The sequence below is a fragment of the uncultured Chryseobacterium sp. genome (assembly GCF_913776365.1).
In the GTDB taxonomy this organism is placed as follows: Bacteria; Bacteroidota; Bacteroidia; order Flavobacteriales; family Weeksellaceae; genus Chryseobacterium.
The window spans coordinates 1-21123 of sequence record NZ_CAJYMO010000173.1 but is presented as its reverse complement, the minus strand read 5'-3'; the positions used below and the strand labels follow the sequence as shown (position 1 = coordinate 21123).

General features: G+C 44.4%; 21 protein-coding genes and 1 tRNA gene. 9 read left to right on the top strand and 13 right to left on the bottom strand.

Annotated features, from left to right (window positions below; all coding sequences use genetic code 11):
• Together QZ735_RS08830 and QZ735_RS08825 are read right to left on the bottom strand one after the other, a co-directional pair.
• Positions 1-346, bottom strand: a 346-nt coding sequence (locus tag QZ735_RS08830) for an NAD(P)H-dependent oxidoreductase (protein WP_294247060.1), incomplete at its 3' end; no start/stop codon positions are given.
• 6 nt (positions 347-352) lie between these two features.
• Positions 353-856: a DoxX family protein gene (locus tag QZ735_RS08825; protein ID WP_294247059.1), complete on the bottom strand. Its 504-nt coding sequence runs from the start codon at positions 854-856 to the stop codon at positions 353-355.
• A gap of 31 nt (positions 857-887) precedes the next feature.
• Here QZ735_RS08825 and QZ735_RS08820 point away from each other — a divergent pair, with 31 nt between their 5' ends.
• Positions 888-1250 (top strand): helix-turn-helix domain-containing protein, encoded by a 363-nt coding sequence (locus QZ735_RS08820; RefSeq protein ID WP_294247054.1) that lies wholly within the window; start codon positions 888-890, stop codon positions 1248-1250.
• Between the two features lie 197 nt (positions 1251-1447).
• On the opposite strand, the gene proC is transcribed toward QZ735_RS08820, so the two are convergent.
• The 4 genes from proC to QZ735_RS08800 all read right to left on the bottom strand — a co-directional run bounded on the left by proC (position 1448) and on the right by QZ735_RS08800 (position 5046).
• Entirely contained in the window at positions 1448-2251 is an 804-nt protein-coding gene (gene proC / locus QZ735_RS08815) for a pyrroline-5-carboxylate reductase (protein ID WP_294247051.1), read from the bottom strand.
• A gap of 67 nt (positions 2252-2318) precedes the next feature.
• The gene (gene murB / locus QZ735_RS08810) at positions 2319-3332 is read right to left on the bottom strand and encodes a UDP-N-acetylmuramate dehydrogenase (protein WP_294247063.1); all 1014 of its coding nucleotides are present in this window, start codon (positions 3330-3332) and stop codon (positions 2319-2321) included.
• A gap of 7 nt (positions 3333-3339) precedes the next feature.
• Positions 3340-3816, bottom strand: a complete 477-nt coding sequence (locus QZ735_RS08805; protein ID WP_294247048.1) for a hypothetical protein — start codon at positions 3814-3816, stop codon at positions 3340-3342.
• Positions 3817-3840: 24 nt separating this feature from the next.
• Positions 3841-5046 carry a pyridoxal phosphate-dependent aminotransferase gene (locus tag QZ735_RS08800; RefSeq protein WP_294247045.1) on the bottom strand — a complete coding sequence of 402 codons (1206 nt, stop codon included), beginning with the start codon at positions 5044-5046 and terminating at the stop codon, positions 3841-3843.
• A 279-nt stretch (positions 5047-5325) separates the two neighbouring features.
• Between QZ735_RS08800 and QZ735_RS08795 the strand changes: the two genes are divergently transcribed.
• The 6 genes from QZ735_RS08795 to QZ735_RS08770 all read left to right on the top strand — a co-directional run bounded on the left by QZ735_RS08795 (position 5326) and on the right by QZ735_RS08770 (position 12434).
• Positions 5326-7119 (top strand): T9SS type A sorting domain-containing protein, encoded by a 1794-nt coding sequence (locus QZ735_RS08795; protein ID WP_294247042.1) that lies wholly within the window; start codon positions 5326-5328, stop codon positions 7117-7119.
• Between the two features lie 143 nt (positions 7120-7262).
• The gene (locus QZ735_RS08790; RefSeq protein ID WP_294247040.1) at positions 7263-8447 is read left to right on the top strand and encodes a hypothetical protein; all 1185 of its coding nucleotides are present in this window, start codon (positions 7263-7265) and stop codon (positions 8445-8447) included.
• An 11-nt stretch (positions 8448-8458) separates the two neighbouring features.
• Positions 8459-9883 (top strand): hypothetical protein, encoded by a 1425-nt coding sequence (locus QZ735_RS08785; RefSeq protein ID WP_294247037.1) that lies wholly within the window; start codon positions 8459-8461, stop codon positions 9881-9883.
• 106 nt (positions 9884-9989) lie between these two features.
• Positions 9990-10445: a DUF1801 domain-containing protein gene (locus tag QZ735_RS08780; protein WP_294247033.1), complete on the top strand. Its 456-nt coding sequence runs from the start codon at positions 9990-9992 to the stop codon at positions 10443-10445.
• On the top strand, positions 10423-11076 hold the full coding sequence (locus QZ735_RS08775) for a YiiX/YebB-like N1pC/P60 family cysteine hydrolase (protein ID WP_294247030.1): 654 nt from the start codon (positions 10423-10425) through the stop codon (positions 11074-11076). Before QZ735_RS08780 ends, QZ735_RS08775 begins: the two co-directional genes overlap by 23 nt.
• 1046 nt (positions 11077-12122) lie before the next feature.
• Positions 12123-12434: a cysteine methyltransferase gene (locus tag QZ735_RS08770; protein ID WP_294247027.1), complete on the top strand. Its 312-nt coding sequence runs from the start codon at positions 12123-12125 to the stop codon at positions 12432-12434.
• A 207-nt stretch (positions 12435-12641) separates the two neighbouring features.
• On the opposite strand, the gene murA is transcribed toward QZ735_RS08770, so the two are convergent.
• Positions 12642-13949 carry a UDP-N-acetylglucosamine 1-carboxyvinyltransferase gene (gene murA / locus QZ735_RS08765; protein ID WP_294247023.1) on the bottom strand — a complete coding sequence of 436 codons (1308 nt, stop codon included), beginning with the start codon at positions 13947-13949 and terminating at the stop codon, positions 12642-12644.
• Between the two features lie 2 nt (positions 13950-13951).
• Entirely contained in the window at positions 13952-14626 is a 675-nt protein-coding gene (locus QZ735_RS08760) for a DUF4290 domain-containing protein (RefSeq protein ID WP_294247020.1), read from the bottom strand.
• 189 nt (positions 14627-14815) lie between these two features.
• On the opposite strand from QZ735_RS08760, the gene QZ735_RS08755 reads away from it, so the two are divergent.
• The gene (locus QZ735_RS08755) at positions 14816-16243 is read left to right on the top strand and encodes an alpha-amylase (RefSeq protein WP_294247018.1); all 1428 of its coding nucleotides are present in this window, start codon (positions 14816-14818) and stop codon (positions 16241-16243) included.
• A 94-nt stretch (positions 16244-16337) separates the two neighbouring features.
• Here the strand turns inward: QZ735_RS08755 and QZ735_RS08750 are convergent, their stop codons facing one another.
• Together QZ735_RS08750 and QZ735_RS08745 are read right to left on the bottom strand one after the other, a co-directional pair.
• Entirely contained in the window at positions 16338-16751 is a 414-nt protein-coding gene (locus QZ735_RS08750) for a thiol-disulfide oxidoreductase DCC family protein (protein ID WP_294247015.1), read from the bottom strand.
• Between the two features lie 10 nt (positions 16752-16761).
• Positions 16762-17223, bottom strand: coding sequence for a heme-binding domain-containing protein (locus tag QZ735_RS08745; RefSeq protein WP_294247012.1), 462 nt, complete (start codon positions 17221-17223; stop codon positions 16762-16764).
• Positions 17224-17539: 316 nt separating this feature from the next.
• On the opposite strand from QZ735_RS08745, the gene katG reads away from it, so the two are divergent.
• The gene (gene katG / locus QZ735_RS08740) at positions 17540-19819 is read left to right on the top strand and encodes a catalase/peroxidase HPI (protein WP_294247009.1); all 2280 of its coding nucleotides are present in this window, start codon (positions 17540-17542) and stop codon (positions 19817-19819) included.
• A gap of 238 nt (positions 19820-20057) precedes the next feature.
• Here the strand turns inward: katG and QZ735_RS08735 are convergent, their stop codons facing one another.
• The 3 genes from QZ735_RS08735 to QZ735_RS08725 form a co-directional block, all read right to left on the bottom strand.
• A complete protein-coding gene (locus QZ735_RS08735; RefSeq protein ID WP_294247006.1) occupies positions 20058-20543 on the bottom strand; it encodes a hypothetical protein in 486 nt (161 codons plus the stop codon).
• Positions 20544-20547: 4 nt separating this feature from the next.
• Positions 20548-20838 carry a hypothetical protein gene (locus tag QZ735_RS08730; RefSeq protein ID WP_294247003.1) on the bottom strand — a complete coding sequence of 97 codons (291 nt, stop codon included), beginning with the start codon at positions 20836-20838 and terminating at the stop codon, positions 20548-20550.
• A 191-nt stretch (positions 20839-21029) separates the two neighbouring features.
• A tRNA-Gln gene (locus QZ735_RS08725) sits at positions 21030-21100 on the bottom strand.
• Positions 21101-21123 lie beyond the last annotated feature (23 nt).

Genomic DNA, 21123 nt, shown 5'->3' with positions numbered 1-21123 from the left:
CTCTTGCGATCTGATCCAGATAGGCTTTCAGGGTGGAGGTAATGCCAAATTCATACAGCGGAGCATCCACTATGATGATGTCGGCACCGAGCAGTTCTGCTACTGCTCCGTCTGAATAGATTATTGCATCCGATTGCTCAGGGGTGCGTTGTTCAGGCGGCGTGAAAATAGCCGAAGTATATAATTCGTCCAGATGCGGAGGATGATATACGGCTATGTTACGTTCTGTAAAAATACTGTCCGGATATTTTTCCCTGATTTTTTCAACAGTCGCATTTCCCAATTGTTTGCTAATGGATGCTTCGCCACGCGGGCTTGATATAATACGCAATATCTTTTTTCCCATGATGTATTATCTTGTTTTTAGAGATTGAAATTTATAATTGTATAGATAGGAGATCAGTAGAATAATGAGAAAAACGATGGCTGTAAGAGTCCTGCCTGCAGGATCACCAGCCGTAAAGTGGGCCAATGCGGCGGAGATGAATGTAATGGCAAAACCAAAATAGGAGAACTCTTTCAGCAACCGGACAGGCAACCACAGCAGGGCCGCGCCGATTATTTTTGTAATACCCAGTTCTATTCTGAAAAAATCGGCAGAAAAGCCTAATTGTGCCATTCCTGTCTTTACTTCCGGATCCGCCAGTGTTTTGAAACCGATAAGTATCATTGATACCGAAATAATTCCTGTGGTAATATAATAGATGATTTTTGTTGCTTTGTCCGCTTTTACTTCATTGCTTTTTTGGACTTGCTGATGTTGTACATTCATTTTTGGATGTTTAAATTTATAAAGCAAAATTAAGTATATTTGCTTTCTGAATGTTAGTAGTTTCCCAAAGGTAAGTAGTAACATTCAGGTAAGTGCCTTATAAAATCAATAGAAAATGCCATCCGATACATTACAATATTCCACACAGCAATGCGCCCATCGCTTATCCGCTACCGAAGATGCCATCTATGTTCTTGGCGGGAGGTGGACGCTCCGGGTTATGATTGCAACTTTGGGCGGACATACGCGATTTAACGATATCCAGAGATCGGTCAAGGGGATTTCAGCAAAAGTGCTGTCCAACGAACTGAAAAAGCTGGAAGAAAACCTGCTGGTGAAACGTACGGTATTCGCGGAGGATATTCCGGTGGTGATAGAATACCGGCCTACTGAGTACAGCAGGTCGTTAAAGGGAGTCATCAACGCTCTATCTGACTGGGGAGCAAGCCATAAAAAGCATATTACCGGTAAAGATTAATATGCTTATCGTATTTCAAATACCGCATCTGAACTGCGGTTACATCTTCGCTGTTGTTAAAATGTAGAGAAAGAAGGATTTTAAAATGCTTTCCGGAATAAAAAGAATGAGTGGTGGCAGCCTGTTTCCGGAGTATTTTTCGGTTCATATAAATGCAGATAATACGGGAATCCGGTCATGCGGGCGCTTTTGTTACACTATCCATTCAGTTCCCTGGCCCGCTTTTCCGCACTCAGGATTCCTTTTTTCAGGATGTCTTTGAGGCTGTTTTCCTGAAAGGTATTCAGGGCGGCTTCCGTGGTTCCTCCTTTTGAAGCCACATCGCTGATAAGTTCTTCCAGGTTTTTATCGGAATTATTAATCAGGTGGTAGGCTCCCAGCATGGTCTGCTTTACAAAAAGCCGGGACAGGTTTTCCTGTATTCCCATTTCGACTCCCGCCCTGATCATGGCATCGACAATATAGTAGAAGTAGGCCGGCCCGCTTCCGGAGAGTGCGGTAACGCCATCCAGCAGATCTTCATCTTCCAGGTACACGGATCTTCCGGTGGAGTTCAGTAATCTTTCGATATTCATCAGCTGGCTGAAGGCAATTCCCTCTGCAGCGGTATATCCGGTAATTCCCATACCGAGAAGCGTTGGGGAATTGGGCATGGCCCTTACCACCAGAGGATGGTGCAGGGCTTTCCGGATCTTTTCGATGGTAATACCTGCCATAATAGACAGCACCAGCTGGTTTTCCTTCATCCGGAACCGGATATTTCCGGCAACGTGCAGGAAGTCCTGAGGTTTTACGGCAATAATGATAACATCGGCATCCGATTCCGTAACCTGGTCCAGAACAGAAATTCTGGAGTCCGGAAATTCCCCGGATATTTCAGGAATCCTCTTTTCGTTTCTGAGTATAAGATGAAGATTTTCAGGCTGTATCAGTTCATACTTAAGAAATGATTTTGAAAAAGACAAGCCCATTTTTCCGGCTCCGAGAATAGCAATTTTCATATGGTGTTTTTTGAATTGACCACTCTATTAAAGTACTGGGCGTTAATAAAGTTGATGGATGTTTTTTTTAAATAATATTCACCTCCCTTTCGAGCTCGATTCCGAATTTTTCTTTTACGGAGCTGATGATCATGGTGGAGAAGTCAAAGATTTCTTTGCCGGTAGCGTTTCCGGTGGCATTGATAATGACAAGGGCCTGAAGCGCGTGGGAAGCGGCATTTCCGATTTGCTTACCTTTCCAGCCGGCCTGTTCGATCAGCCAGCCAGCCGGGACTTTCACGAAATCGCCGTTCGGGTAGCCCGGAATGCCCGGGAACTGTTGCCGGAGGTTCTCAAACTGCTGCTGCGGGATGGTGGGATTCTTAAAAAAGCTTCCCGCATTGCCGGTTTTCTTCGGATCCGGAAGTTTGCTCCGGCGGATGCTGATGACGGCACGCGCTACATCCTGTATGGTAGGATCGATAATCCCGGACTGGTCCAGTTCCGATTGTATGGCGCCATAAGATGTCCTGATGATATGGTTTTTCCGGGTCAGCCTGAAAGCCACTTCAAGAATGACATATTTTCCCTTTCCTTCCTGCTTGAATACCGAATCGCGGTACCCGAACCGGCACTGTTCCAGGTTAAAGGTTTCCAGCTGCAGGTTTTCCAGGTTCAGCACGGTGCAATTCACGAAAGTATCCTTGATTTCCACGCCGTAGGCCCCGATATTCTGCATCGGTGATGTCCCTACATTGCCGGGAATCAGGGAAAGGTTCTCAAGTCCCCCGTAATTTTTCTCCAGGCAGAATACGACCAGTTCGTGCCAGTTTTCCCCGGCCTGTACGGTAACCAGCACTTCATTTTCACTGATCAGGTCTTCATGAATTCCTTTCAGGCTGAGCTTTACGGCCAGGCCTTTAAAATCTTCCGTCAGGAGGATGTTGCTGCCGCCGCCGATAAAGAGCAGCGGAAGGCGGTGCTCTTCTGAAAAGTTCAGGGCTCCTTTCAGCTCTTTGAGGGAAAGGACTTCTGTAAAATAAGCTGCTTTGGCGTCTACCCCGAATGTGTTGTAAGGCTTGAGTGAAAAATGTTCGTGCATCATGAGGTTAAGGTTGGTATTCTGAAGGAATGATTATACGGATCCGGTCTTTTAAAAGCTGCAGCTGTTTATAATGGACGGTATCGGCATAAGAATTTACATAGGCGTGATATTTTTCTGCGGTCCTGATCTGGAAGGTTTCGTCATAACCGTCTACCGACTGCTTGCTGGGTGAGCTTTTGATCCGGCCCAGGGTATTGACGTCCAATGCCGAAGTAAGGCTGTACCAGGTTTTCGGACTTATGGCTGACTTCCATTCGTGGTGGGTTTTGGTCCGTGTAGTACCGGCTTCCGCATGCACGGAATCGCTGGTAATCCTGACGATTTTATATTCTCCTTCTTCACCGCCGATATCCGAGTAGCTGATGGAAATAATATCATGCGGCTTGCGGGAAGATATCGTTTCGGATTTATTGCCGTTGCAGGAAAAAGAGGCCAGCAATAAAAGCAGGGGAGCCATCAGGTTATTCCCGGGATATTTCATTGCCGGCATCTTTATCTGTATTGATTAAATGGTAGAAACGAGTCTGTATTTTTCAAGGGCATCTTTCAGGATGGCCACACTTCTCTTCAGGTCTGCTTCTTTTAAGACATAGGCAATTCGTACCTGTTTTTTACCCAGTTCCGGATTGCTGTAGAAGCCGCCGGCAGGGGCTACCATAATGGTTTCATTCTGGTTGGAATAGCTTTCCAATAGCCATTGGGCAAATTTTTCGGTATCGTCTACCGGAAGCTCGGCTACACAGTAGAAGGCTCCTTTCGGTTTCGGGCAGATGACTCCCGGAATGGCATTCAGCTGATCCACCAGCACATTTCTGCGGTGGGTATATTCTTCCCTTACGGCTCTGATGTAAGCGCCGTCATTCTGATGGGCGGCAGTAGCTGCAATCTGGCCCAGCAGTACCGGGCTCAGCCTTGCCTGGGCAAACAGCATCGCGGCATCATGGATTTTCTGTGATCGGGTAATCATGCATCCGATTCTTACCCCGCACATGGAATACCGTTTTGATTCTGAATCGATGATGATGCAGTTTTCGGCCAGTTCAGGGAAAGCAAGCATGGAAATCTGCTGTTTTCCGTCATAGACATATTCCCTGTATACTTCATCCGAAATAATAACGATGTCGTGTTTGAGGGCAATTTCCGCAAGTTTCTGCAGTTCTTCGCGGGTGTACAGGTATCCTGTAGGGTTTCCTGGATTGCAGATGACGATCGCTTTTGTCCGGGGCGTTATCTTGCTTTCGAATTCCTCGATAGGGGGAAGGGCAAAACCGGTATCAATCGTTGAAGGTACGGCTACTACCTTTACGTTAAAAGTGCTGGTAAACCCGTTATAATTGGCATAATACGGTTCCGGGATAATGACTTCGTCGCCGTCATCACACAGAGTGGAGATGGCAAAATTCAGGGCTTCGGATCCTCCGTTGGTTACAATAAAGTTGTTAGGGGTAAGATCATCAAATCCTAAAGTATGGTAATATTCCGTAAGGGCGCTTCTGTATTCCAGGTTGCCTTCGGAAAGTGCATACTCCAATACTTTAAGGTCAATATTCCTCAACGCCTCAAGCGCTGTTTCCGGAGTCTCAATATCGGGCTGCCCGATATTCAGGTGATATACTTTTATTCCTCTCTGTTTGGCTTTTAAAGCGAAAGGAACCAGTTTTCTTACCGGCGAAGGCGGCATTTGCTGTGCTCTGTTTGAAATATTCGGCATTATGTGAAAATTTGTAGACAAAAATAAGATTTAATTTCTCAATATTAAAATTAAGGCGGCAGGGATAAGGTTTATTTTAACGTATCCCGTCGCTGCTGTCTGAGAATGTGGTTCCGATGGATTTTAATAAGGTTATATGGAAATAATCGGGCTGTTTTGAAATTCTGTTGACAATAATCAAATAGAGACTCCGGACTGTTTTTTTTAATATTAATATGTCTAATTATTGTATCGGTGCTATATTTTTAATAAATTTACTTAAATTATAAATTATTTCACATGAAATTAAAACTACTTTGTGGAGTTGCTAACGTGACGGCTCTGTTCTCTTCCGCATTGATGATGGCCCAGAATTATCAGACTATGCCCATCCAGTCGGGGTTCACAGCTGACGTAATTGCAAACGGTGTCGGGCCTGCTCTGTCTTCTACCACCAGTGATGTGGATGGAGTTTCATATGCCTTCATTTCAAAGGATTTTCAGGCGACTTCATCTTCTGCTGTACTTACCTATGGCCTGCCGATCAACGGAACGGTAAATTCCGTAGCAGCATCCACGCCTGGGCTGGTATATCAGTTGGCAGATTATAATGCCGGCAATTCACTGAAGCTTTCCAACACCAATGATTCAGGAACCCTGGTTTTTGCAACGCCTAAAGCTGCGTTCAGGCTCTATATGCTGGCTACCAGTGGAAGCGGGGCTTCCACAGTAAGTGCAGTGGTGAATTTTACGGATAACACTTCCCAGACTATTACCGGCATTACGGTTTCCGACTGGTACAATGCTTCAGGTTTTGCCATCCAGGGCTTCGGGAGAATCAACAGGAATACGGATGCGTTGGAATCCGGAAGCGGAACCAACCCGAGACTGTATCAGGCGGTCCTGAATATCGATGCTGCCAACCAGTCTAAACCGATACAGAGTATAACGATTACCAAAACATCCACTGCGCAGGGACATGCCAATATTTTTGCTTTCTCCGCAGATGCCTATTCGGATTGTGCGGCGCCTACGCTGCAGCCTGTGGGAACACTCTCTTCAAATTCTGCAGCCGTTTCATGGACGGTTCCTGCCGGAACAACAGCTGCCAGTTATGACCTGTACTACAGCACAACCAATACGGCGCCTACAGGGGCTACGGTACCAAGCATTCCCGGGATTACCTCCACATCGTATACCATAGGAGGCCTGCAGCCGACGACGACCTACTATTACTGGGTACGTACCAACTGCAACAACTCCACCGGCCAGAGCGTATGGTCTTTTGCAGGGACATTTACTACTTTATGCGGTGCTATGGTTCCATCTTATACCAATGCCTTCAATCCGTTTCCGGGCAGCTGCTGGGCGCTTAACCTTACGGGAGGAGATGCAACAACAGGACCTGCCGGTACCGGTACTGCCTTATGGATACAGGACGGATTCCTGAACAATGGAACTACAGGAGCTGCAAGGATTAACCTGTACTACATCAACCGGAAAGGTTGGATGAAAACCGTTCCTTTTGATCTTTCTGCCGGAGGCTACCGTGTGAAATTTGACTACGGCATTACAACATATAGCGGTACAGCCGCTTCAGCAATGGGATCAGACGATATCATCCAGTTCCTGGTTTCCAGTAACGGAGGTGCTACCTGGACTGTGCTTCAGACCTGGGATGCAACAAATACCCCATCCAATACGCTTAATACGTACACGTATGATCTTGCGAATTTCGTTAATGCCAATACCGTATTTGCATTCTATGGAAGCGATGGTACGGTAGATGATGCTCCGGACTATAATTTCTACGTCGATAATTTTACGGTAGAGTCTTTACAACTGTCCACTTCAGAGGCTGCAGTGAAAAAGACAGTTGCTGTGCATCCGAATCCGTTTAAAGATATCCTGTACATTTCCGATAGTGAAAAAGTAGCATCGTTAACCGTAAGCGATGTTTCAGGAAGGCTAATAAAGACTATTGACCGTCCTGCAAAGGAAATAGAACTCAGCTTTCTGAATTCAGGTCTTTATCTGGTAACTTTCCGTCTGAAAGATGGATCCCAATACACTGTAAAGGCAGTGAAACAATAATTTTTTAATGCAAAAAAATGAAGGCAGCTGTATTATTGCAGCTGCTTTTTTTGTATAAAGAAAAATAAATGGGGTATAATTGGGGTGATCAGTAAAATGGTTTCAGATAATTTATTCTATTTTTGCGCTGAAATTTTATGACCATGAAAAAAGTAAAACTACTTTTTATAATTCCTTTATTCGCTGCCCAGGCGGTATCTGCCCAGAGGATCGATAAAGAAACCATCAGCTTTCAGGTATTGAAAGAGCCGGTATATGCTACTGATCCCAAAGACCGGAATTACACTGTGACCGTCAGGTCCCCTTACAACATTACCAAAGAAGATGTCCTCAGGATGTCTGAGGAAGAATACCAGAGAAAGGCAGATTATTATCGGGAGGATGTGGAATCGGCGAAAGCGGAGCATCAGGAAAAACTGAAAGAATACGAGGAGGAAGTAAAAAAGCTGCAGGAGAAATTCAAGCTCGAATCCGCAGAATACAATAAGCTCTCTGCAGTGGAAAAAATTGCTGCCGCCAACGGTGCACCGGTTCTAAGGCTGCCGGCACGGCCTGCGCTGAATATCCCTCCGATGCCGGGTTACAGGCAGCCGGACCTTAAAGATGCCCTGATTGTTGATAATAAAATCCTCGCTTCCCAGATGGAGGTGGCCGGATTTTCAAAAGGCGGAAATGACCTGGAACTGGAAATCGAAATGGAAAGAACCCATTTTCAGGATAACCAGGGAAAAACTTTCGCCAATCAGCCGGTGCGGATCATCGGGAAGCAGAACGGTACGGTAAAGCTGGATAAAACCTATTTTTCAGATTTCACGGAAATCGCCAGTGTACCCACTAATGAGATCAACCTGAATTTTCACGAAAAGCGATATCTTCAGCGGACTATGGACCGTACCCGCAACATCATCAATGATTATTTCGGCTACCAGACCATCCATTCCGCCGTTACCCTGGAAACTGTAAAAAATAAAGGCGATTATGACGATCTGGAAAAGGCGTACATCTATGTGACCACCAATCTTAAGAAGCTGCAGGCAAAATCCGGTTATGCTCCCAATGTAACCGCTATGGAAAATATGCAGAAGGGTATTGATCTGTGGAAAAATGCGCTTACCAAGGTAAACTACAACGATAAGAAAGCGCTGTACAATCAGAAAATAGCAGAGTACCTGTACTTTAATCTCATCAGGCTGAATATTGCCCTCGGGAACTATGCTGAAGCCGAAAAATATCTGAACGCGCTCCAGGAGCATCTGGTGGATATCAAATTGTCCTATGATGCCAACCTCGAACTGAAAAGACTGGAAGAAAAAATTTATAATAACTAAAAAGAAATCTTATGATTAAGCACATGATTGCTTCGGCAATGATCATGGCTTCGGTGAGTACCTATGCACAGATAAAAGTGACGGAAGGGACAAAATTCACCACCGATGCCCCTCTTGAAAAAGACGAAAAGCTGGTACTGGCAGACGACTACAATTCCTATATGTTCAGTGTCATCAATATTGACGGCCTGATGCGGAATACCTTTCCCCATAAAAAACTGCTGATGAGAAAGCTGGACCAGAACGGAAGCCTGGTCGATACCTATGTAAAAGACTATGCCAATAAAACCAACGGTGTCCTTCACAATTACCTCGGATCCCAGCAGATCGATGACAATACATTTGTTGCTTTTACCGAAGAATATTTCGGAAAAGAAAACCGGAAAGAAGTATTCCAGCATGTCTTCAGTAAAAAAGACGGGACCTTTACCACAAAAAGTATCGCAAAATATTCCATTGAATCTGCCAACAAATCAGGGACTACCTACGTTGTTTTTTCCGAGAACGGAAAATATGCCGCTGTTTTCAATGACCGGTATGCCAGCAAAAAAACGGATAACATCAACGATGCATTGGTGATTGATCTGAGGACGCTTTCACCGCTCTGGACCAAAGAAATCTCTTTAAGCAGCGATTTTGTTGAGAAATCCCTGACGCTCACCAATTCCGGGAAAATCGTATTGCTCCGTAAGGCGGCAGGCTGGAAAGAAGCCTATAAAATGGAACTGGTTTCGGATACCGAAGACAAGGACCTTCCGTATGATGACAAGTATATTCCTGAAAAGCTTTATGCCATCAGTAAAAATGATAATGATTACCTGGTAGCCTTCGGAAGGAAAAACCAGGCGGTTACACTGGCCGGAAGTACTTTCGGAACGGTAATGATGTATGACATCAGATCAGGAAAAGGAGTCATCAGCACCACCAATCTTTCGGGATCGAAGGACATGAGTGACGTAAAAGTAATTAAAACCATTGTCAAAGATAACGAAGTGCTTATGGCAGTGCAGCAGGAAAGCGTTATCAGGCCTTTACCAACTGCCATGAACCGGTTCCCGGATCCTGAATACAGACTGGACACCGGCGTACTGATCAAGTTCAGCCCGGAAGGATCCGTGAAGCAATTCGTTCCGCTGGGAAGCAATCCTGCCGGAAGAAGAATCCAGGTTATTGAATCCGGAAATACCCTTTACGTTTCTTCATTCTATCCGAAAGGGGTTTTCGGGAATACCGGATTTTCCATGAAATCGTTTGATTTCGCCAGCCTTGTCCCTAAAGAACTGGTAACTGATTACCGGGGTAAAAACTTTTTCATGAACTACGGATTTACGGACGGGAACCTCATCAGGTTTGTTCCCGATACCAACAAGCTGATGTTCGTGGAAAAAGAAAACAAAGACTTCCGTATGATCAACCTGTATAATTTCATTAAATAAAACGGACACCGGAATATTCAATCAGCTTTACTAAAGGTAAGGCTGATTTTTTTTCGGCATAAACCGATAAATTTTGTTAATTTGGTGCCGTTAAAAATCATAACAAATGCAGAATCAGGCCACATCGCCGGAAGAGTACATCTCACAGATCCCGCCGGAAAGACAGGAGGTTTTCAGAAAAATCATTGAAGCAGTACAGCGGGGATTGCCGGAAGGTTTCCGGATGGGCATCAGTAACGGGATGATCGGCTGGTGTGTGCCACTGGAGCTGTATCCGGCGGGTTACCACTGTACTCCGGGAGCGCCGCTTCCGTTTATGGCACTGGCCTCGCAGAAAAACTTCATTGCACTGTATCATATGGGAATGTATGCAGATCCGGAACTGCTGAACTGGTTTACGGAAGAATACCCGAAGCATTCTAAAAGAAAGCTCGACATGGGCAAATCCTGCGTCCGCTTTAAAAAAACCGATGACATCCCTTTCGAACTGCTGACTGAAGTAAGCTCAAAAATGACCGTTCAGGACTGGATTAAATGTTATGAGGCTAATTTTAAAAAGTAGTCCCCTGCATAAGATTTTCTTCTTCCTCATCCTTATTATCCTTGCAGGCTGTAAAAGTCAGGTTCGTGCCGGACTGGAAAATGGCGACCTGCTTTTTGTGACGGCAAAGAGTACCGGCCTTTCAGGTGCTATTAACAAGGTTACCCAGCAGCAGGAGAATGTTTCATTCGACCATATCGGGATCCTTGAAAACAGCAGGAGTGGTGCTTTTGTCCTTCACGCGGCTCCCAAAGGCGGTTCGCAGCGGCAGGACTTAAAAAGCTTCCTGGAGGAGCAGGCCGGGGACGGGCAGAGAGTGGTTGTCTACCGCCTGAAGCCGCAATACCGGAAGACCATTCCGGGTGCGCTTGATAAAGCACGCTCCATGCTCGGTAAACCATACAACTTTAATTATATACTTGACGAAAATTCTTATTACTGCTCGGACTTTATTGAACGTGCTTTTCGCAAAGATCATATTTTTGAACTGAAACCGATGTCGTTTAAAGATCCCCAAACCGGTATGACCAATACTTTCTGGGAAGAATTTTACCGCAAAAAAAACCTGAAAGTCCCGGAAGGGGAACCCGGCTGTAATCCGAACGGCCTTGCCGGCTCTGGGAAACTGGAGAGAATCAGGGAGCTGAGGTGAGGAAGCTATTGGCTTTTAGCTGATGGCTTTTGCCGTCTGTAATTCATCATTTGCCAGCTCTTATAGACAGTCAGCTTTCAGTCATTTTAACAAGTTATTCGCTGTCAGTAGTTCATTGTTTGCCATATAAGATAAGGAAGCTGTTGGCTTCTGGCTTCTGGCTGTTGGCTTTTGCCGTCCGTAATTCATCATTTGCCAGCTTTTATAGACAGTCAGCTTTCAGTCATTTTAACAAATTATTCGCTGTCAGTAGTTTATTGTTTGCCATATAAGATAAGGTAGCTGCTGGCTTCTGGCTATTGGCTTTTTATTGTATGCAGTTCAACACACCAACTGTCATAGACAGCCATCTTTCAGTTATTTTATTTGTAGGCAGCGATCCGCTGTCAGTAATTCATTTTCTGCCATTTATGGTGAGTGAGCTTCTGGCTATTGGCTTTTTGTTGTATGCAGTTCAACACGCCAACTGTCGTAGACAGTCATCCTTCAGTTATTTTATTTGCCGGCAGAGTAATGCATTGTTTGCCAAAATATTATGGACAATCAGTTTTCAGCTATTTTAATAAGCTATCTGCCAATAGCCATTTGCCGGCAGCTATCCGTTGTCAGTAATGCATTGTTTTCCAGGTAATTATGGGTAATCAGTTTTCAGCCCTTTTAATAAGCTATCTGCCAATAGCCATTTACCGGCAGCTGTCCGCTGTCAGTAGTTCATTTTTTACCAGAATATTATGGGCAATCAGTTTTCAGCCATTTTTCACAGGCAGTTAGCCGGTCGCTGATCATTTATTAGCTATTCGCCATAAGCAAACAGCCATCTGCCATTTTCATAAGTAGTTAGTTACTCGTTTTGCCAGTTATAAGCAATAAGCAATAAGCAATAAGCCATCCGCCATCCGCCATTAGCCATCCGCTATTCGCCAAATGTTAAAATTGAAAATTATAACCCTACTAATTTGGTAGACTAATAAATTTTTATATTTTTGCTAAAGATTTAACAAGAGCAATCAATGAACAGTAACAGTATTCACTAAAAATTTTCTACAATGATAACACCTGGTGCGAAATTGCAGGTATTGCCAACCCAGCCTGCCTTACTTAAAAAAGAATGGATTCTTGAAATAGAACTGAACGGGAAAATGAAATTCGAACATCTGATGGATATGATTTACCATCAGTTCGGAATCTGTCACAGGGTGTTGTCAGCGAATGTGGAATACTGCAGCGGCCGGAGTTTCGGTTCGGTACAGTTGTACATCAATGTGAATGCAGAGGATTTCAGGCAGCTGGAATATTACCTCTACAAAAACAAGCTTCTGAGTACTGCAGTGGAATACACCTGCAGGAGATATTCATAAAATTCGGTTCATATAGTTTTAATTATAGAATGGCTGTCTCTGCAATAGGGACAGCTGTTTTTTTTATCCGTACGGGTTTGTCTGAAGAGCGGATAATATGTGATTTGTCAGAAGCTGAGCATCATTGCCATCCTGATTACCTTATATCCTGATCACAACAAAACCACCCGGAAAAGGTGGTTTTTATGGTATCAGATTAAATTTACATTAAATTCTCTCAATATCGGCACCGATGGCTTTCAGCCTGCCGTCGATATTTTCATAGCCGCGGTCGATTTGTTCGATGTTATGGATGATGGACTTTCCTTCTGCAGAAAGTGCGGCAATCAGTAAAGCGTTTCCGGCCCTGATGTCCGGGGAGACCATTGTAGTTCCTCTCAGCGGTGTATCCTGGTTAAGCCCGATGACAGTTGCCCTGTGCGGATCGCAGAGAATGATCTGGGCTCCCATGTCAATCAGTTTATCAACGAAAAACAATCTGGATTCAAACATTTTCTGATGAATCAGAAGGCTTCCTTTAGCCTGAGTCGCCACAACCAGGATGATAGACAGCAGGTCAGGGGTGAATCCCGGCCATGGTGCATCGGAAATCGTCAGGATCGATCCATCGATGAATTTCTGGATTTTATAGTTTTCCTGAGCAGGAATAAAGATATCGTCATTGCTTTGTTCCAGCTGGATTCCCAGTTTCCTGAAGGTATTCGGGATCACGCCGAGCTGGTTCCAGTTTACGTTTTTAATGGTGATCTCGGATTTCGTCATGGCCGCAAGACCGATCCATGAACCGATTTCCACCATATCCGGAAGCATGGTGTGCTCTGTGCCATGAAGGTATTCGACACCTTCGATGGTCAGCAGGTTGGAGCCGATACCTGAAATCTGGGTACCCATCCGGTTCAGCATTTTACACAGCTGTTGAAGGTAAGGCTCACAGGCCGCATTGTATATTCTGGTTTTTCCCTTTGCCAGTACTGCAGCCATCACGATATTGGCTGTCCCGGTAACGGAAGCTTCTTCCAGAAGAATAAATTTCCCGTTCAGTTCAGCAGCTTTCAGGGAATAGAAATATTCCTCTTCATCATAGTGAAACTCGGCTCCGAGTTCTACAAGCCCCTGGAAATGGGTGTCCAGCCTTCTCCTTCCGATCTTGTCTCCTCCGGGAGTCGGCATATAGGCTTCCCCGTATCTTGCCAGCATCGGGCCCATCAGCATAATGGAACCTCTCAGTTTGGCACCGTCCTTTTTAAACTCGCTGGATTTGATGTAATCGAAATTTACCTGATCCGCTTTAAACGTATAATCACCCGGCCCGTTTTTCGTGACTTTAACGCCGAAATCCCCTAAAATTTCGATCAGCCTGTTGACGTCATGAATGTCCGGAATATTATTGATCCTTACTTCATCGTCTGTTAACAATACCGCACACAGAATCTGAAGAGCTTCATTTTTTGCTCCCTGTGGAGTAATTTCACCTTGCAGTCTTTTGCCTCCCCGTATCTGAAATGTTCCGCTCATTCTTATTTCCTGTTTTTAAAATTGCTGTTGTTGTTGTTATGTCTTCTTTTGTTGTTAGACTGGTTGTTGTTCCGGTTATTATTGCTGTTCCGGTTATTGTTGTTATTGCTCCGGTTATTGTTGGTGCTGTAATAAATCTTGCTTTTTTCCAGCGAATCAATTCCGGTAAGATCCAGCCTGTTTTCAGAAAGTTCTTTGAGGTGGCGGAAAATTACATCATCGGTAACATGCTCTTTGTTATAAACATTATAAGATTTTTTCATGTTATTGGCAATCACTTCAATCAGCGCTTCTTTTTCGTCCCCCTGCTCAAGTTCAATTGCTTTATCAATCAGCTGGAGGATGCTTTTTCCGTAGAATTTGAAATCGCCCTGAAGCTTTGGATATTCCATTCTTTTGGGCTTCTCTGAAAGTTGTTCCTTGGTAGGGAAAGGGTAGGGCGAATCCACATCCAGGTCATGGTTGGCCAGGATGAAAAGATGGTCCCAAAGTTTATGCTTATAATTTTCTTCGTCGCGGAGCTGAGGGTTTCTCTGACCCATAAAATCAATGATGGCCATGGCCATTTCGTTCCTTTCCTCTCTGTCGGAAAGTTCCTGGCAGCGTTCAACCAGCTGCTGTATGATTCTGCCGTATTCAGGCAAATGAAGCTGGGTTTTTTGGGTGTTGTATTCCATAGTCTGCAAATATATGCATTAATAGAAAAAGTGTACCGAAAATCTGTGAAATTTATGGTTTTTTAATAAAGCGTTTAAACATCTATTTCACCATCCGGTTAGGAAAATAAAAAAATATATTTCACACCGGTAAGAATTTAAAGGATAAATTGTAATTTGGGTAATAATTTAATAATTAAAACCTTACTTATGAAAAAGACCTATTATCTGCTTCCCGTGCTGGCTTTAACATTTCTGTATTCCTGCAACGATGAGGAAATAATGCCGGACCAAAAGCCGAAAGCGGAAGTGCATGACCAGATTGTGAATATTACGAACCATGACGGAAGGCCGTTCAGTACCGGAACGTCTCCTTACTCAAAGTTTACGGCCGGCCCCGGTGGCGGCGTCATGATGCAGGGGTTTTACTGGGATGTTCCGGACGGCGGTAACTGGTGGAATACCGTCAAAGGGAAACTTACCGACTGGTCGAATGCCGGCATCGGTGCCGTATGGCTGCCTCCTGCTTCCAAAGCGCAGAACGGAGCCTATTCCATGGGCTATGACCCTACGGACTATTATGATTTCGGGAATTACAGCCAGAACGGAAGTACGGAGACCCGCTTCGGATCCAGGGCAGAGCTGGAAGCCCTCATCACAAAAGCCCATACCGAAAATATGCAGGTGTATGCGGATATCGTAATCAACCATAACAGCGGCGGGCAATCCGAATACAATCCTTATACAGGTTCCAATACCTGGACGAATTTCTCAGGAGTGGCTTCCGGAAAGTTCCCGAGAAGTTACCACGACTTCTATAAAAATGCGTACGGCAATAATGACGAGGGCGCTTTCGGAGGTTTTCCTGATCTCTGCCATGCCAATCCGTATGTACAGGACTGGCTGTGGAAACGGGATGATTCCGTGGCAAAGTATTATAAGAATACCATGAAATTCGACGGCTGGAGGTTTGATTATGTAAAAGGCTTCGGCGCATGGGTGGTCAATGCATGGAATTCAAGTGTCGGCGGGTTTTCAGTAGGGGAATTATGGGATTCCAACGTAAATACCCTGGAATCCTGGGCAAACAATGCAAACAGTTCAGTCTTTGATTTTGCGGCCTATTACAAGATGGATGAAGCTTTCGATAACGGAAACCTGAACGTGCTGAATGATGATATGATGTGGAAAAGAAATCCTTACAAAGCCGTTACTTTCGTAGCCAATCACGATACCGATATCATTTACAATAAAATGCCTGCTTATGCCTACATCCTCACCCATGAAGGGTACCCGACGGTTTTTTACCGGGATTATGAAGAATGGCTCAACAAGGAAAGGCTTAACAACCTCATCTGGATCCATAATAACAAAGCAACGGGAACCACTTCGATTTTATATACCGATAACGATGAATACATTGCGCGCAGGAACGGCTACAACGGAAATCCGGGCCTGGTCATATACATCAACACTTCCTCAAGCTGGCAGGAGCGATGGGTACAGACCAACTGGGCCAACCAGCAGATCAAGGATTTTACCGGCAGTTCCACATGGTACCCGACGACTCAGGGAGACAAATGGGTAAAGATCCAGTGTGCTCCGAACAGCTATTCCATCTGGTCGCTGAATCAGTAACCGTTCTCCGATGAAATAAAAAGGCTGCTCCGTAATGAAGCAGCCTTTCCGTTTATGTTGATTTATTTGAATAGATTTCTGATGATTGATTATATTAAACCTGAATAAACTTTTTCCGCTGGTGCGGTGTCGGCAGGTAACATTTCTGGTTGGCCAGCTTCATCCTGTTTGCCGAAACGGTATCATAAAGTTTATCGCTGAGGAATTTCGGAATAATCTTTCCGATAGCAGACAGCTTATAAACGCCGCCGAGAAGATTGGCGATTTCCAGTACTGCACTGGATTTTTCCAGGTAATACTGTTCCGGCTTCCAGAGATACATGGTATTGAAGACCTTGGTATCCAATCCCCTTTCAGACAGGAATTTTTGTCCGAATTCCGATTGCAGGGAAGCGAAAAGGAACTGGTCTTTCTTATCCCTTTCCAGGATCCACTGTACCCAGAAATTACAGACTCCGCAGTCGCCGTCAAAGAACACGATATTTTTATGTTGCCAGTTTTCTTCCATAACCTGATATTTAGAGCGTCATTTTCCGTTCCGTTTCTTTCTTTTCCTTCTGAAAATACTGAATCAGTATTTTTCTTTGCTCATCAGTAAGTTTTGCATTCTGGTGACCAATAAAATAAGATTCCAGCGGCATCTTTTTGCTTTCGGTCATTTCTATACACTCCTGCAATTTGTGTGCCTGTATTTTAGGCTCATAGGTGGCAAAGGTGGAGAAGTTAAGTTCCTTCCGGCCTTCATCAATATGGTTCTTCAGGATCCAGGAAAACGGAGCGACGCTGGAATACCATGGATATTCAGATTCATTGGAATGGCAGTCGTAACACGAGGTTCTTACCAGCGAAGCAATTTCAGCAGGTGTATTTTTAATTCTCAGGAAATCCATTCCGGGAGTCGGTGCCGGATTGGTTTTATCAATCGGGAAAAACTGGATCATAATAAAGGCAACCAGAATAATGATAAGAATCTTTTTCATAAATGTAAAATTCACTAGTCAACGCATAAAGTTAATTAAATTATTCAATCCTGAATGCATTTATGTGACTGAATGAAGTATATGGATTCATTATAAATTTTATAGGATGTTCAGGTAATATACATCAGCGTACTGTAAAATTCATTAATTTAACATCATCAATACCTCATCATATTAATTTTTAAAATTCGCTTAATTATTGTTTTTAGCTATCGTAAAAATATTTTTAATAGATTTTGTTTATTTTACAAACTGTTGTAAGTTTGTCAGAAAACATCCCTCTGCTTAATTATTACAATATAAAATTAAAATAAAAATGGAAAACGATTTAAATGACATCAGTAAATGCCCTTTCCACAATGGAACAATGAAAAAAGAGAACGTGGCCGGCGGCGGGACCAAAAATCTGGATTGGTGGCCGGACCAGTTGAGGGTAGATATTCTTCGCCAGCACTCTTCCCTTTCCAATCCGATGGATAAAGATTTTGATTATGCCGAAGCTTTCAAAAGCCTGGATCTTGAAGCCGTAAAAAAAGACCTTCACGCCCTGATGACCGACTCCCAGGACTGGTGGCCGGCAGACTTCGGGCACTATGGCCCTCTATTTATACGTATGGCATGGCACAGCGCGGGGACCTACCGCGTAGGCGACGGAAGAGGCGGTGCCGGTGCCGGGCAGCAGCGTTTTGCCCCGCTCAACAGCTGGCCCGATAATGTGAGCCTGGATAAAGCCAGAAGGCTGCTGTGGCCGATCAAGCAGAAATACGGCAACAAGATTTCATGGGCCGACCTGCTGATCCTTACCGGGAATATCGCACTGGAATCAATGGGCTTCAAGACCTTCGGCTTTGCGGGAGGCCGTGAAGATGTATGGGAACCGGATATGGATGTGTACTGGGGAGCGGAAAAAACCTGGCTGGGCGGAGATCTCCGTTACTCGCAGGGTTCCGAAGGGGTAGTGGAAAACCATGGTGTCCTTTCGGCAGATGATGATGCGGACGGAAAAATCCATACCCGGGATCTTGAAAAACCGCTGGCCGCCGTACAAATGGGACTGATTTACGTGAATCCTGAGGGGCCTGACGGAAATCCGGATCCTGTTGCCGCCGCCAAAGACATCCGCGATACCTTCGGAAGAATGGCCATGAACGATGAAGAAACCGTAGCCCTGATCGCCGGTGGGCATACCTTCGGGAAAACACACGGTGCCGGGCCTGCAGACCATGTCGGCAAAGAACCGGAAGCTGCCGGAATCGAAGCCCAGGGATTCGGATGGGTCAGTTCGTTCAGATCCGGGAAAGGCCCCGATACCATTACCAGCGGGCTGGAAGTGACCTGGACCGAGACGCCTACCGAATGGAGCAATTATTTCTTCAAAAACCTTTTCGAAAACGAATGGGAGCTTACCAAAAGCCCTGCCGGAGCCCATCAGTGGATTGCCAAAGATGCAGAAGCCATCATCCCAGATGCCTTCGACTCCGGTAAAAAACATAAGCCTACCATGCTGACGACGGATCTCTCCCTGAGAATGGATCCGGAATATGAAAAAATCTCAAGGCGTTTCTATGAAAACCCTGACCAGTTCGCCGATGCCTTTGCGAGAGCATGGTTCAAGCTGACCCACCGGGATATGGGCCCTAAAGCCCGCTACCTGGGGCCTGACGTTCCGGCAGAAGAGCTGATCTGGCAGGATCCCCTTCCGGAAGCAGACTATGCCATCATCAATAATTCCGATATTGAAGAGCTGAAATTGAAAATCCTGGATTCCGGATTAAACACTCAGGAACTGGTACTGACGGCATGGGCCTCGGCTTCCACTTTCAGGGGAAGTGATAAAAGGGGAGGTGCCAATGGGGCACGCATCCGCCTGGCGCCGCAGAAAGACTGGGAAGTAAACAACCCTGCACAGCTTCAGAACGTGCTGGGGATCCTGGAAAATATCCAGCGGGGATTCAATGAAACCCAGACCGGAGGCAAAAAAGTTTCCCTGGCCGACCTTATTGTACTGGCCGGAACGGCTGCCGTGGAAAAAGCAGCGAAAGAAGCCGGCCATCAGGTAATCGTTCCGTTTACGCCCGGAAGAACGGATGCTTCACAGGAGCAGACCGATGTGGAATCCATGGCGTATATGGAGCCGGCAGCAGACGGTTTCAGGAATTACCTGAAGAAAAAGTTCTCCGTGTCTACGGAATCCCTGCTGATCGACAAGGCCCAGCTGCTCACCCTTACCGCTCCGGAACTCACCGTCCTGATCGGGGGAATGAGAGCACTGAATGCCAATTTCGACGGTTCCCAACACGGGATCTTCACCAGCCGTCCCGGTGTCCTGACCAATGACTTTTTCGTTAACCTCCTCGATATGGGAACCCAATGGAAAGCGGCTTCTTCAGACCAGGAGCTGTATGAAGGGACTGACCGAAAAACCGGAGTACAAAAATGGACCGCCACCCGCGCCGATCTCGTTTTCGGATCCAATGCCGAACTGAGAGCCATTGCCGAAGTCTACGCCAGTTCCGACGCCCAACAGAAATTCATCAGCGACTTCGTTGCCGCCTGGGTGAAAGTGATGAACCTGGACCGATTTGATATAAAGTAATATTTATATACAGTGTTAAGTGATGAGGCAGCCTTTGGGCTGCCTTTTTTGGGTTTTGGATTCTGAAAAGTTTTGCAGCAATAATAATTAGTTAATTAAAACTTTACTTTAAATGCACCTGGTGTGGGAAAGATTATGTTTGCCTATCTTAAATAGGCCATTTCCATAATTTTAATATAAAAGAGACTGCTTTTACACAGTCTCTCTTCATTATTACTATACTACCAACATATTATCATTATACTACCAAATTATTTTCAGCCAGATAAATAAGTTCATCTATCATTTCTGAAAAAGTTTTATAGGGAGTATTCCAGATAATTTCATCATCATCACTGTCGTAAGCTTTATGTAATGAACAGTTTTTCGGTTGTGGATTATCACCCTCATCCAAATAAATAAATGTTCCGCATTCTTCAAATAAATCTACTACAGCGAAAGGACGTATGATATTCACTTTTCTCTTTTTTAAACCATTTCTGTAATATTCTGTTCCTTTTGGAGTGTTTTTGCCATAATTGGATATCTGGATGGTTGCATATTCTCCACCTAAAAATAAAAATTCTCTGTAAGCTTTGGGAAAAGGCAGGCCATTATTCATTTCCAGTTCCATTTGTGCAATTTCAGCTTCACTTAATCCTATTGGGCTACCATAAGTTTGATATCTTCTACCAATTCCGTTTTTCTTATATTGCTCGTATTTTTTTAAATATATAATTTCCATAATTTCATTTTTTTATTATTTTAAACAAGTCAATTCCTCCTTCTATATTTTCATCACCGTGAATAATAATTTCCACTTTTTTACCCAAACCCGTAGCATAGTCTTGCAGCATAAGCAATTCTCTCTGGCAGGAAGTACAGGTGAAATAAATGTTTTTTGTTTCTATTATGAATTCATCTGCGGTGTGAAGGTGCTTTCGTATAAAATTAAAAATAAATTTTGCTTCACTGTTTTGATAATTAATAATTCTTTGTGGAAACGTTTCTCTGACAAAGCTATAACGGGGAAGCGACAAAACTTGACATGTTAAAATGTATTTGGATCTGCAGGATTCAATTGATATCTACAATTAATGTGAACCGGTCATTCAATAGATTTTTATTTATAAAATCAGTGGATAGGAATCAACAAAAGATTACATCATCGGGTGAATGATCAAGGTAAAATGAAAAAGCCTCATAAATCAAACGATTTACAAGGCTTAAGTAGACCCACAGGGATTCGAACCCCAGATGACTGAACCAAAATCAGTAGTGTTACCGCTACACCATGGGTCTCTGTTTCAATGCTGCGAAATTAG